Below are 12,030 nucleotides of genomic sequence, written 5' to 3'. Positions count from 1 at the left end.
GTGGCACATGCCGTGGGGCGGTGCTCACACCTGCCTGCGCGCCACGGACCAGATGAAGCCGTCGTACCAGAAGTGCATCAGGGAGACGACGAGGGTGAGCGCCCAGAGGCTCTCCACGCTGGAATCGAGAAGTTCGGCCCACACGCCATAGGTGAGCACGGTGCCGAGGAACAGCGCGAGCGCGAGCCCGCGCCACCTCAGCAGCAGCCGCTCACGGAGGCGTTCGCCCTCCATGGCCCACACCAGTGCCAGGTACTGGACGGCATGGAGCAGGTTCATGATGAAGAAGGCTTCTCCCCACGAGTTGAAGCCCCACGTGTAGATGGAGCAAGCACCCGTGGTGACCAGCAGGAACACCTTGTGGAAGGAGGGGCGGTGGCCTTGGCGCACCAGGCGCACGGCGGCCCCTACGTAGAAGAGAAGGAACATGCCGCCCACCGCCACGATGCCCAGCGTCCAGGCGCGGTGGGTGGCCGTCATGCGCGCGGGCACGGAGGCGAGCCACGGCATTCCCACCGCGTCGAAGGACTCGAAGCTGCTGAAGTGGTCCAGCATGGTGGCGCCCGCGAGGATGGGGCCCGCGTACAGCAGGTGGTTCAGCCAGAAGTCGAGCTGGCGCCCCGCCTCGGGCGGGTTGCCTTGGTTGCGGTCGTAGATGCGGGCCAGCCCGAACGTCTGCAGTCCCGAGTGCCACACGTCCCAGAACGTCGCGAGCACCGTGGCGCCAGCGGCCACCACCGCCGAGCCGCGAATAGCGGCCCACGCGAGCACGGGCACCAGGATGAAGCGCAGCGGGTAGAGCCGGAAGATGGCGGGGTTGCCGTGGCTGCGGAAGAACACCGCCACCAGATGGGCATGGATGAGGCTGCCCACCATCAACCCGGCCCACGTCTTCTCCTGACCGAGGAGCTGGACGGGGGTGTCACTGAAGGGCGTGCCCGAGATGGCGATGCCCAGCCCGAGCGCCAGTAGTGGAGGAAGCAGGAAGAAGGCCCAGTCGAAGAGGGGCCCGGCGATGTAGGGCGCGCGCGAGGAGGAGGGGGGCGACTCATGCACCGACTCTGCCGGGCGCTGCGTCTCAGCGGGGAGCGGCTGGGCCAGGCCCATGGGGCTCCTCCTTTCGTGCCGTGAGCACCACCCGCTCGCCCAGCTCCTCTGCCAGCGCCGCAAGGAACAGGCTGGCACCAATCAGCTCCAGGGCCTCTTCCACGTGGTCGATGAGTGCGTACAGGAGGTTGTCGTTGCCGTGTTGCTCCGTCCACCACCCCAGCGGAAGCTCCATCACCAGCGCCCCACCCACATAAAGCACCCCAGCGAGGATGAACTGTCGGCGTCGGCGCGGAGGGAGCCGGGCGAGGAAGGGGAGGAAGGCAAGCCCGCCGAGCAGCACGAGGAGCGCCCCGGGCACTACCCAGGTGAAAAAGAGCACGCCACCCAGGGAGAGCCGCCCCCCGAGGTGTTCGTGGAGGCCCACGCTCTCGTCGAGAGAGATGTACGCGAACGCGCCCGCCAGCGCCCGCCAATGACGCCATCCCTGCTCCCGGCCCTGTCCCGCCACATGGCTGATACCCGCGAGCACGAGCGCGCAGCTCAGCAGCAAGGCCGACGCGTACCAGGTCGGCAGGTTCCGCTCGTAGCTCAAGGAGAGGAACGCGACGAATGGCTCCAGCCCGCGGGCGTCGAGCGCGTAGTACGCGACCTCGACTCCCGCGCCCAGGAGCGTGAGGAGGCTCGCCACGACGAGGAGCCAGCGGCGGAGGGTGTGGGGAGCCGGGAGCATCGGAGGCTGGCGCTGAAGGTTACTCGGGAGCTCGCGTCCCGGTGCGAAATGTCATGCCGCGGAAATGTTTCGTGCTGGCTGTTTTCATGCTGCGCGCGGAGCACATGTGAAGACACCGCGAGTATGGCCGACCGTGAGCGTGCTCGACCTCGAGGGAGCGGGGTCCGGTATAACGTGCCGCTCCGAGGGAGAACCCCACTATGTCACGGATGAATCTGGCCGGCCTGGTTGCGATACTCATGCTCGCTTCCTCCGGTGTGGTCGAGGCGAAGCAGTGGCGGTACGCGGGCATGCACCCGCGCACCGGGCGGCCGGCGGATGGGCTGTGTCACATCGAGATGATGCATGTGCACACCGCCGCGCCGATGCACGCCGACACGCTCTACCGCACGCGCGACAACGTCTATGTCTTCATTGGAGACCCGACGCCCTTTGGCTACGAGGGGCCGCAGCATGCGTACTACGGGCACCACCCCGTGGTGCTCAACGTGCTCGTGCGCATCGACGTCGACGTGGACGTGGTGGAGTACTGCTACCACGACGGGCCGCACTACCACGCCTACCCGCCTCCGCCGCGCCAGGAGTTCGTGGACAAGGAGGACGTCCACTACTACGCGGGCGAGTACCCCCAGGAGTACCGGCGGGAAAGTCCGACGTTGGTGCGAGTCAACACGGTGTACCGCTCCTGGAGTGCCCCACGCCCCGTGGTGACGTTGGCCCCGCCGCCGGAGTACCACGGCCCCGTCATCCAGGTGGGCCTGAACATCCCATTGCCCTCTGTCGAGGTGCGGGTCGGGACACCGCGGCCGCCGCCTCCTCCCCCGCAGCCCGAGTGGGGGGGGCGGGTCGTCCGGGAGGAGCATGTGCACGTGCACCATGACCACTGCGAGCACCACGTCCACAAGAAGCACAAGAAGCACAAACACAAGAAGCACAAACACAAGAAGTTCAAGGGACGGGACTGAGCGTGCGGAGCGTGGCACTTGGAATGGTGACGCTGCTGGTGGCGGGCTGCTCCAGCGGCGTGGACGACGTGGTGGATGCGTGGAAGGCGGCGGGAGAGTCGCCCGCCGCGTTCACGGATGCTGGAGAGAAGCTCCCGGGCGGAAAATGTCAGGCGGGCAAGGTGAGTGGCCTGGACGCAACCGTGTGTGTGTTTGAGAGCACGGAGAAGGCGCGGCAGGCCGAGGAGGCTGGTTGGAAGCTCGTCGGCAATTCCGTTGGCGTTGCGGCGGCCTCAGGCAAGCTGGTGCTCGTCATCGCCGACCCGCGGAAGGAGGACCCCAGCGGGCGGCGCCTCAACGCGCTGGTGAAAGCCTACCAGGAGGAGACACGTTGAGGGGCGAGTCGGCGGAGTCCCGACTGCTGAGGCCTGCATAGGAAATAAGCCGTATGCCTCGTTTGGTCGTATCGCCCTCATCGAAAAATTGTGTCAGCGAGTACTCTGGCTGGTCGTGCCAGAGGGCCTCTGTGACCTCCTGTGGGGGCCCGCTCATGTGTTGGCGGTCGTGCGCAGCGCCGCGAGGAATTGCTGCACGACCGGCGAGTCCGCTTGGCCGTCGTACACGAATTCGACGTCGAAGCGGCCGTCGAGCTCGTCAATCGGGACCAGCCGCACCGTGCGCGGGCACGTCGGTGAAATGGTCTCCGGCACGAATGCGTAGCCCATTCCGGCTGCGACGAGTCCGATGAGCGTCGGGATGTCGCTGCCGACCTGCGCGATGCGCGGCGTGAAACCGGCCTGCCGGCACTGCTCGAGTAGGAACCGGTGATGCGCTGCGGACCGGAGTGGGTCGAACCAGACGAACGGTGCGCCTGCGAGTTCGGCCAGTTGACGAGGCGCGGAATCGCTGGCCCGGCGTGGATGGCATCGCGAGCACGAATCGGTCGCGTAGCAGCCGCATGCCTGACAGATGCGATGCCTCGCTCTGTCGCCACGCCATGATGCCGCCATCGAGATCGCCGCGTGATATCGCGGTTGCCTGCTCGGCTGATAGCATTGGCGAGATCGATAGCTTGACGTCCGGGCATGCGCTCCGGAAGGCCTTGAGGACGTTCGACACCATCGGCAACGGGTAGTAATTCGGTAGCACGCCGAGACGCAGTTCGCCGAGCTGACCGCCACAAAGTAGCGCAGATGGCGCAGTTCGACCTGTCGCATGAGATGCCTGTTCGTTCCGTCGATATACTCAATAGGCATGACGGGCTGCACTGAAGAGTATTGGAATGCATGAGTGGCGCGGCTTAGGTTGTCCAGGGTCACGACAACTGTCCGCATGTTGCGGACGTTTGTCGCACTTCGTCATATGCCACTCCATATCCAGACGCCCTACATCCGTTCGCAAGCTGCATCCCGCCGGCTCGGCAAAGACGTCCTGTTCAAGCTCGAGGCGATGCAGCCGTCCGGCTCGTTCAAGCTGCGCGGCGTCGGTGCGGTATGTGACGCGCGGCGCGCGGCAGGCTCCCGTCGCTTCGTGTCGTCTTCGGGTGGCAATGCGGGCATTGCGGTTGCCTATGCGGGTCGCGAACTCGGCGTGCCGGTGCTCGTCGTCGTTCCGGAGAGCACGTCCGCGCGCGCACGCGACCTGATCCGTCTCGAAGGCGCGGAGTTGATCGTCCACGGCGCGTCTTGGGCAGAGGCGAACATGTTTGCGCAATCCGTGCTCAACCCTCCTGACGCGTTCGTGCATCCATTCGACGAGCCAGAGTTGTGGCAGGGCCATTCAACGATGATCGACGAGATGGCGGAAGCCGGACCGAAGCCCGGCGCCGTCGTGCTGGCAGTTGGCGGCGGCGGGTTGCTGTGCGGTGTTCTCGAAGGGCTGGCTCGCAACGGCTGGGGCGATGTGCCGGTTGTCGCGGCCGAGACCCAAGGCGCAGACTGCTATGCGCGCTCGATTGCGCAGGGGCGGCCAGTCGAATTGCCTGCGATTACGAGTGTCGCCACGTCGCTCGGCGCGAAGCGGCCTTGCGATGCGGCGGTGGAGTGGGCGACACGCCATGTGGTCGAGAACATCGTTGTGTCCGATGCGGCAGCCGTGGCCGCCTCACTGCGGTTTCTCGACGAACACCGGATTCTGGTGGAGCCCGCGTGCGGGGCCGCGCTGGCCGCGCTCGACGCGGCATCGTCGGTGCTTGCCGCCGCGTCACGCATCGCGGTGATCGTCTGCGGTGGCGTCACGGTGACGGTTGAGCATCTGCAGGCATTGAGCAGCCGGGATCGATGAAAGCGGGTAGAGCGGAACTCATGGCTCTCCCTGAGCCTTCGAGGGCGATTCCGCCTCCGCTTCGCCAGCACGGGCCTTCGTTAGACCCGTGCGCGCTGTGACGGAGCAACCGGATTCAGGGGCGGAATCGCCACTCCGGCCATTCCTTCACTCAACGAGCCTCACATAGCCTTGCCGAGACAGGGACCACGTCCCTCCCTGTTGGACGGGGGACTCGTACTGATTGAAGAGATCCGCGTAGGCGCGGTCTGCACCGTTGTTCTTGGCCCACATCGAGAGCGATGCCAGTCCCGGAGGGAGTCGGGTCACAGGCGTCAGTTCCGCGGGTAGCTCGAACGGCGTGAACGATGTCACGTGGCTGGGAGCCGTCAATCTCCAGACGAGTTGGTGGTCTCTGCTCTGAGCGTTGAGATACGCATGCACCACCTGCGCGGTGGGGGCCACGTTCCACGTCAAGGTGAAGCCCTCGGTCCGAGCGACGGCCGGCGCCTCCATGGTGCCGAGTGGAATCGAGGTGAGTTGAAGGGGAGGGGGGATTGTCACGACAGGGGACGAGCCGCCCTCCGTGAGGACCGTTACGCTCGCGGAGGTGACTCCGGCCGCTCCATCTGAACCCACGGTCACCGTCGTGACCATCTGGAGGAGGTCGAAGGGCGGGGTGAGCGACATCGAGGGAAGCTGGAGCGGCGGAGCGCCGGTCGCCATGCTCCTGAAGAGGTACATGGTGCCGAGTTTGTAATCCATCGTGACGAAGGCCTCCGTGCCGTAGGGTTCGAAGTTCTCCACGCTGACCTGCTGAAACTGGTCCTCGGCGCGAACCAGGGCGATCTCCACGTCGTCAAGTGTCTGCCCGGCCTGGAGCGTGATGTTGCTCTTGAGTCCGAAGCGACGTGTCGAATGCACGTACTCCATGGCAAAGAGATGCACAGGCATGACTCCGCTCCCCGAAATGTCAATTTCGAATGAGCCATCTGTTGCTGCCCTCGTGGAGTTGCCATGGCCCTGCTGGTCGGCGCTCGCGACGAAGACATCCTGGACGACGCTGGTCCTCCCGGTGATGCGCCCCTTCAGGGTGGCTTGCCCCGTCTCTCCTCCGGTGTCCTCTTTCGTGTATTGCTGGAGCCAGACTTCTGGCTGCTCCAGGGCGAGGTAGGTGTCGGCGAAGGTCTTCTCCGTGGAGACCGCCAGCAGGGTGACATCCTGTGGACCCTGGATGTCGGGGTCCACGAAGCGCGCGACACCATCCTGGCCGAGCGGCTGCCGGAACCGGCTCCCATCTCCAAGCAGGACATAGATGCCGACGAGCTGGCTCGGGTCGCCGACGTCCTCCCAGAGCCGCGAGTGGACTGTCAGCGAGCCCTGGATGGGAGCGTTCGATGGCCCTGGCTCGGCAGGTGGCGGCTTGCCGGGTTTGTCGCCGCAGGCCACGAGGAACAGCACGATGAGCGGAAGTAGTCGGTGCATGTGTCGGCTCCGGGAGCGGGATGGTCTGGGTCGGACGAGGAGGACGTTGGAGTCGCCCCCGCCAAATCGGACACGGTCAAGCCTCGCGCGGTCATCGCCACCATTCAGGGCGAATGGGACATGAGTCACCTCCGCTCGCGAGTCTGGTCCTGAGGGTGTGACCCAACTGTGACGGTGCGAGAGCCGTGCGCCCATCGACGTGCTGAGATGGAGGGCGTGGTGCGATGGCCGTTCACTCTAGGGCATATTGCCGAAGGCGAGGTTGATGCGTGCATGAGTACGATTTGATCGCGGACTGGTATGCCTCCCAACGCGCAGGCCACATGGGCGTCCCGGAAGTGACTGCGCTCGCGGCCTCACTTCCAGCCGGTGCCTGGGTGCTGGACGTCGGCTGCGGCACTGGACTGCCGCTGACGCGGGTTCTGCTGGAGCACGGCTGCCACGTGATGGGCGTGGATAGTTCCCGCGAGCTGCTGGCGCGATTTCAAGTGAACTTCCCCCACGTGCCGGTGAGCTGTGCGCCCATCCAGTCGTGTGAGCTTCAGGAGCGGGCGTTCGACGCCGCGATCGCGTGGGGTGTCCTGTTCCACCTGCGCCACGAAGCGCAGGAACAGGCGATCGCCAATATCGCGAGGGCATTGAAACCTGGCGCCGCGTTCCTCTTCACCTCGGGCGACGCCCACGGCTCCATCGACGGCGAGCCGATGAATGGCGTGTCGTTCCGCTATCACTCGTACAGCGTCGACGGGTATCGCGACCTGCTGCGCGCGCACGGGCTCACGCTGGAGTCGACGCACACGGACCCAGGCGAGAACGTCTACTACCTGTCGCGCAAGGCGGGTCCGTAAATCGGAGAGCAGACCCTCACAGGCTCACAGCTCGACCATGACCCCGGCCGCGATGACAGCCAGGACGAACACCGAAATCGCGGTGTAGATGTAGTCGCGCTCGCGCAGGGACATGACCAGCATCAGCGCCACACGCGCGATGGGCAAAATGATGAACAAGGCCACACCGATTTTCATCACGTCGTGGCCGCTGAGGCTGGGGGCGAGAACACTCCAGAAGTCATGTGTCGCGCCCAAGGCCATCCCGGCGGCAACGAGCGCTGAAGCAAGCCAAGTGCCGTTCCAAAGCAGTCCGGCGATGCGCTGCTCGTTTCGATCAATGCGATGGGTCGTAGACTTCATGCCGACCCTCCGAGGAACTGAACACCCAGGGCGCTCAGGAGCATTTGAACCGCAAGCAGGGTGAGGAACACCACGAAGGAGATGCGAATTTTCTCAGCGGGCAGCCTCATCAGCAAACGCGCCCCGACGAGCGCCCCGACAACTGAGCCAAGTGCGACAGGCCCCGCAATGCCGATGTCGATATCGCCTCGCACGAAGTAGGCGCCAGCGCTCGCGGCGGCCGTCACGCCGATCATGAAGTTCGATGTGGCAGACGAGACCTTGATGGGCAGCCGCAAGGCGGTATCCATGGCAGGGATCTTGAGCACGCCGGAGCCGATACCGAGCAGCGCCGAGATCACGCCAGCCCCGTACATCAGAGCCAGGCTGACCGGCACGTGACCCACCTGATAAGGCACGTCGCGGCCTGATGCATGGTCGGGAAAGCTCGAATGCAGGCGTAGCACCGTGGCCAGACTCTTCACGTTTGGCCCGCTGGCATCGACCCCTTGCACTTCGCGCCGCCGCGCTAGCATCTGCTTTGCGGAGAGCGCCAAGATAAAGGCAAACAGGCCGTACAGAAACGAATTCGAGACGATGCCGATCAGGAACACGCCTGTCAGCGCGCCGAGTGTGGTGGCTGTCTCAAGGACGATCGCAAGCCGAATATTGGTCAGGCGCCTCTTCAGGAGCGGCGCAGCGCTGCCGCACGAACAGGCAATCACCGAGATGATGCTCGCGCCGATCGCCACGTGAATGTCGATGCGGAAGAACAGCGTGAGGATTGGCACGATGAAGATGCCGCTGGCCATGCCAAGCACACCGCCGAGGGCACTCGCGCCAAAGGCGGACGCGAACAGCCAGAAGACCATCGTGGGGTTCATTGATGTGTCTCCGGCTCATGACCGCACGCGTGGGCGCCGGGACAAGCGAGTGATGAACCTGATGAGGTCGCCGCGGTAGTGGAGCCTTTCGTAGTCGATGGGGTGAGACCCTTCGGTATAGGACGTGCGCTCGATCAGGAAGATCGGGTTGCCGGGCTCCACGGCGAGGGCCTGTGCAACGGTCGGCGTGGCTGTGATGGCTTCTAGCCGGTATTCGGCCTCAATCAATGGCAGGTGGTATCGCTCTTCGAGCAGTGCGAAGATTGGCTCGGTTTCTAGGTCGTGGGTGACGATCTTCTCCCCTAGCTCGCGCGGCAGGTAGGTTTCATCGAAGGACATGGCCAAGCCGTCGGCGAGCCGCACGCGTTGGATACGCATGACGAGGCTGCCGGGCGACACGGCGAGTTGCCGGGCAACGTCAGCATCGGCTGGGACGATCTGACTATCCAGGAGCCGAGCGGTCGGGGTGCGGCCGAGTGCCTGCATGTCCTCGACGAAGCCTGTCAGCTCGGTCAGTTCTTGGATGATCTTGGGCTGCGCGACGAAGGTGCCTACGCCGCGCCGGATCTCCACCAAGCCCCGGGCCACGAGGTTCTCGATCGCTTTTCGGACTGTCGTTCGGCTAACGCCGAACCGCTCAATCAAGCGGTCTTCCGTGGGAAGTTGGCTGCGAGGAGGGAGGACCCCGGCTGCGATTTCAGAAGCAAGCGTCAATTCGACTTTCGCATAGAGGGGGTTGGATTCACGCGTGGCACCCATTATGACATCACGACATCATGATGTCGTGATGTCAATGTCCCTCTCGAGCGAGAAGACGCCCTGCTGTGCATGGTCGCTTCCTGATTCAGGACTCGACGAGTCCTTCTCGGATTCACCCTGCGTGCGTTGGTTGGAGCTGAGCGGGGAGCAGAAAGACGAGCTCAGGGCGGCCCATGGCACTGGCACCCGGGGCCCCCGTGGCAGGCCGTTCACCGCGAGCTTGTCGTCATGGGGGCAGAGCGCCTGGCGTGCCGTCTGTCAGGATGCCAGCGAGCGCGGCGATGTGCCGCTCGTCGGTGCCACAACACCCGCCGAGCACGCGTGTGCCGAGTTCCACATGGACGCGAGCCATCTCCCGAGCAAAAGAGTCCGGGGGCGCGCAGTCGAGCTCCGTGCGCCCGTCGAGCTCCTCGGGCGAGAGCCGAGAGGTGTTGGCCTGCAGGCCCACCACCCGCGCGCCGAGGGAGGGCGAGGCGGCCAGTTGGTGCGACAGGCCCTCGCGGAAGACGGAGGGGTGGACGCAATTCACCATGTACGCGGTTGGGCGCGCGTCGGGCAGGGCGTCGATACGCGCGACGGCCTCGGCCAGCGGCGTCCCGTCGAGCAGCGTCCCGGTGGGGCGGAGGACGAAGCTCAGCAGGAACGGCGCCCCGGTGCGCGCCATCGCCAGGGCGAGGCCCTCTGCCTCCGAGAGGGCCGGCAGCGCCTGGGCCACGAGGAAGTCCACTCCAGCACGCGAGAGCGCCTCCACGTGCGGCGCATGGAAGGCTGCCGCCTCCCGGCGGGGCAGTGCTTCCGCGGGCTGGTAGGCATCCCCGCGGCACCCGACGAGCCCGCCGATGAAGATGCGCGTCTCCCGCTCGCCGAGCTCATCGCGCAGGCCCGCCAGCAGCCTCACCGCCTCGGTGAAGACGTCCCGGCCAGCGAGGCCCGCGCGCGCGAGTCGTTCCGCGTTCGCGCGCCAGGTGGGCGTGAGGAGGAGGGTGGGCAGGCCATGACGCAGGCCGATGTTGCGGTAGTCACGGTAGATGGCTGCGAGCGCCTCACGTCCCTCCGGGTCAACGAGGAGGCTCGCGTTGGCCACATGCGGGTCCAGCAGTCCCGCGGGGTGGCGGCGCAGGCGCTCGACCACGGAGCCCTCGGTGAGTATCCGCGGTGCGTTGTGCAGGGCATGAAGGAACGCCGCGTGGTTCGCCAGGCCACCCATCAGCGGGCCCCCTTCATCGTCAGCACCATCCGAAACCTCGCTTCGCCAGACCTCATTCGGGAATATGCCTCGCCTGCCTTCTCAGTGGCATCGTTTCGATGAGCGGCCGGACGTCGGCGAGGACGCTGACGTCCAGCGCCTTCTCGGCCTCGCGCGGCGAGCCGGTCAGGGTTCCTCGTACTCGACCTGGACGAAGGGCGACCCAACCCGGGGACGCTCCGGAGCCCGGTTCGCGCCGGACTGATTTCGAATCATTCCGATGCCTAGGAAGCCTTCAAGGGGGCAGCTGTACTTGTTGCGCCCTGCCATGACGCCGCCGTCGACATCCCAGATTGCGCCGGTGACCCAAGAAGTCTCGTTCGACAACAGATGGACGATGGTCTGCGCAACATCCTCTGCGCGGCCCACGCGGCCGAGTGGATGGAACCCGTTGAACCCCAGGAGCGCACCGTGAACCTGCTCCTTTGGGATGAAGCCTTCGTAGATGGGGGTCTCGACGACAGCGGGCGAGACAGCGTTGACGCGGATGCCATGTCCGGCCAGCTCCATCGCCAGGTGCTGCGTCAGCGAGTGGAGTCCTGCCTTGGCCATCGAATAGGCCGAGGAGGGAGTGGCCTGGATGGCCTGCCTGGCCCACATCGAGCCAATGTTGACAATCGCGCCCCCCTTGCGCAGCGCGACCATGGAGCGGGCGACGGCCTGCGTGATGAAGAAGATCGCCTTGTTGATGTCGAGGTACAGGTCGTAATCGCGCTCCTCGTGCTCCAAGAATGCCTTCGGCAGGAAGACCCCCGCTGCGTTGACCAGCAACGTTGCGTCGGCGTGGTCCTTCTGCAGTTGGGCCACCAGGGCCTGTCTCTCCGTGCCGGATGTGATGTCCGCGCGCAGGCCCTCCACAGGGCCGGACGAAGCCAGCTCCGCGATGGCGGCCTGGAGCTTGTCGTCTCGATGCCCGATGACGACGGCGCGACCGCCCTCCTCAAGGAGGATACGAGCCACGGCCTTCCCCATCCCGCTGGTACCGCCCACAACGATGAGCTTCTGATTGGCGAATCGCGCGCTCATTGGAAATGTGCTCCTTTGCTGGTCCTGGGTGAATGTCGGGCCGCCGCGGTCGGCGGCGGCCCGACACGGAAGGCATCAGGCGGCTTGGTAGATGCGGACTTCAGGGGCGGCGTCGAGGAGTGGCTTCAACGCGCTCACAACGTCGGCGGTGAACAAGTCGCTTTGGAGATAGGCGTTGGCCTGCTGCGCCGTGTCGAACCCATGGAGCACCTGCACGTCTTCGTCACGCACGAGCAACTCCTTCGACTTTGCGCCGACGACCTTCTCGAGGAATGGCGCCTTGTAGCGCTTGTACACGTCGGCGGCAGCGGGCCGGTTGGCGGGAGAAATTTGCAGGGTGATCTGCAGGTAGACCATCGGTTTCCTCCGTCTTGATGTCTGTGTTACGTGAAAGAACAACTATCCATTGTGGGGGTGCCTCGACGTCGGCACAGTGGGGCGACGAAGGATTCATTCTCCCGGGGCATCGTCGCGG

At 65.4% G+C, this 12,030-nt stretch carries 12 protein-coding genes and 2 pseudogenes; 4 read left to right on the top strand and 10 right to left on the bottom strand.

The window, feature by feature from the left end; translation table 11 throughout:
• Nucleotides 1-24: 24 nt before the first annotated feature.
• On the bottom strand, nt 25-1,107 hold the full coding sequence (locus tag QEG98_RS34070; protein ID WP_316564263.1) for a hypothetical protein: 1,083 nt from the start codon (nt 1,105-1,107) through the stop codon (nt 25-27).
• Nucleotides 1,079-1,738 carry a hypothetical protein gene (locus tag QEG98_RS34065; protein WP_316564262.1) on the bottom strand — a complete coding sequence of 220 codons (660 nt, stop codon included), beginning with the start codon at nt 1,736-1,738 and terminating at the stop codon, nt 1,079-1,081. Before QEG98_RS34065 ends, QEG98_RS34070 begins: the two co-directional genes overlap by 29 nt.
• A 281-nt stretch (nt 1,739-2,019) precedes the next feature.
• Here QEG98_RS34065 and QEG98_RS34060 point away from each other — a divergent pair, with 281 nt between their 5' ends.
• Nucleotides 2,020-2,745: a hypothetical protein gene (locus QEG98_RS34060; RefSeq protein WP_316564261.1), complete on the top strand. Its 726-nt coding sequence runs from the start codon at nt 2,020-2,022 to the stop codon at nt 2,743-2,745.
• Nucleotides 2,746-2,768: 23 nt separating this feature from the next.
• Nucleotides 2,769-3,119, top strand: a complete 351-nt coding sequence (locus QEG98_RS34055) for a hypothetical protein (RefSeq protein ID WP_316564260.1) — start codon at nt 2,769-2,771, stop codon at nt 3,117-3,119.
• A 153-nt stretch (nt 3,120-3,272) separates the two neighbouring features.
• Here QEG98_RS34055 and QEG98_RS34050 read toward each other — a convergent pair.
• Nucleotides 3,273-3,846 (bottom strand): annotated as a pseudogene (locus QEG98_RS34050) (LysR family substrate-binding domain-containing protein).
• A gap of 210 nt (nt 3,847-4,056) precedes the next feature.
• Between QEG98_RS34050 and QEG98_RS34045 the strand changes: the two are divergent.
• Nucleotides 4,057-5,007, top strand: a complete 951-nt coding sequence (locus QEG98_RS34045) for a pyridoxal-phosphate dependent enzyme (protein WP_316564258.1) — start codon at nt 4,057-4,059, stop codon at nt 5,005-5,007.
• 147 nt (nt 5,008-5,154) lie between these two features.
• Here the strand turns inward: QEG98_RS34045 and QEG98_RS34040 are convergent, their stop codons facing one another.
• A complete protein-coding gene (locus QEG98_RS34040; protein WP_316564257.1) occupies nt 5,155-6,447 on the bottom strand; it encodes a hypothetical protein in 1,293 nt (430 codons plus the stop codon).
• A 347-nt stretch (nt 6,448-6,794) separates the two neighbouring features.
• Between QEG98_RS34040 and QEG98_RS34035 the strand changes: the two genes are divergently transcribed.
• Entirely contained in the window at nt 6,795-7,319 is a 525-nt protein-coding gene (locus QEG98_RS34035) for a class I SAM-dependent methyltransferase (RefSeq protein WP_316564256.1), read from the top strand.
• Between the two features lie 24 nt (nt 7,320-7,343).
• Here the strand turns inward: QEG98_RS34035 and QEG98_RS34030 are convergent, their stop codons facing one another.
• From QEG98_RS34030 to QEG98_RS34005, 6 genes and pseudogenes are all read right to left on the bottom strand, one after another.
• Nucleotides 7,344-7,661 (bottom strand): DUF1634 domain-containing protein, encoded by a 318-nt coding sequence (locus QEG98_RS34030; protein ID WP_316564255.1) that lies wholly within the window; start codon nt 7,659-7,661, stop codon nt 7,344-7,346.
• A complete protein-coding gene (locus tag QEG98_RS34025) occupies nt 7,658-8,524 on the bottom strand; it encodes a sulfite exporter TauE/SafE family protein (RefSeq protein ID WP_316564254.1) in 867 nt (288 codons plus the stop codon). The genes QEG98_RS34030 and QEG98_RS34025 overlap by 4 nt, the downstream gene beginning before the upstream one ends.
• Nucleotides 8,525-8,539: 15 nt before the next feature.
• A complete protein-coding gene (locus tag QEG98_RS34020) occupies nt 8,540-9,283 on the bottom strand; it encodes a GntR family transcriptional regulator (RefSeq protein WP_316564253.1) in 744 nt (247 codons plus the stop codon).
• Nucleotides 9,284-9,509: 226 nt separating this feature from the next.
• Entirely contained in the window at nt 9,510-10,490 is a 981-nt protein-coding gene (locus QEG98_RS34015) for a homocysteine S-methyltransferase family protein (protein ID WP_316564252.1), read from the bottom strand.
• A gap of 294 nt (nt 10,491-10,784) precedes the next feature.
• Nucleotides 10,785-11,555, bottom strand: a pseudogene (locus tag QEG98_RS34010) (SDR family NAD(P)-dependent oxidoreductase); the annotation flags it as partial.
• A gap of 75 nt (nt 11,556-11,630) precedes the next feature.
• Nucleotides 11,631-11,912 carry a hypothetical protein gene (locus tag QEG98_RS34005; protein ID WP_167371186.1) on the bottom strand — a complete coding sequence of 94 codons (282 nt, stop codon included), beginning with the start codon at nt 11,910-11,912 and terminating at the stop codon, nt 11,631-11,633.
• Nucleotides 11,913-12,030: the final 118 nt, after the last annotated feature.

This window comes from Myxococcus sp. MxC21-1 (assembly GCF_032612255.1).
Taxonomy (GTDB): domain Bacteria; phylum Myxococcota; class Myxococcia; order Myxococcales; family Myxococcaceae; genus Myxococcus; species Myxococcus virescens.
Note: the sequence above shows the minus strand (reverse complement) of the source record. Positions and strands in the feature narration are given on the sequence as shown.

Bases quoted from the DNA above. Each gene is read 5' to 3' on its own strand.
- QEG98_RS34025 (WP_316564254.1), bottom strand. From the start codon at position 8,524: ATGAACCCCACGATGGTCTTCTGGCTGTTCGCGTCCGCCTTTGGCGCG.
- QEG98_RS34020 (WP_316564253.1), bottom strand. From the start codon at position 9,283: ATGGGTGCCACGCGTGAATCCAACCCCCTCTATGCGAAAGTCGAATTG.
- QEG98_RS34015 (WP_316564252.1), bottom strand. From the start codon at position 10,490: ATGGGTGGCCTGGCGAACCACGCGGCGTTCCTTCATGCCCTGCACAAC.
- QEG98_RS34005 (WP_167371186.1), bottom strand. From the start codon at position 11,912: ATGGTCTACCTGCAGATCACCCTGCAAATTTCTCCCGCCAACCGGCCC.
- QEG98_RS34045 (WP_316564258.1), top strand. From the start codon at position 4,057: ATGTTGCGGACGTTTGTCGCACTTCGTCATATGCCACTCCATATCCAG.
- QEG98_RS34035 (WP_316564256.1), top strand. From the start codon at position 6,795: ATGGGCGTCCCGGAAGTGACTGCGCTCGCGGCCTCACTTCCAGCCGGT.
- QEG98_RS34055 (WP_316564260.1), top strand. From the start codon at position 2,769: ATGGTGACGCTGCTGGTGGCGGGCTGCTCCAGCGGCGTGGACGACGTG.
- QEG98_RS34070 (WP_316564263.1), bottom strand. From the start codon at position 1,107: ATGGGCCTGGCCCAGCCGCTCCCCGCTGAGACGCAGCGCCCGGCAGAG.
- QEG98_RS34060 (WP_316564261.1), top strand. From the start codon at position 2,020: ATGCTCGCTTCCTCCGGTGTGGTCGAGGCGAAGCAGTGGCGGTACGCG.
- QEG98_RS34030 (WP_316564255.1), bottom strand. From the start codon at position 7,661: ATGAAGTCTACGACCCATCGCATTGATCGAAACGAGCAGCGCATCGCC.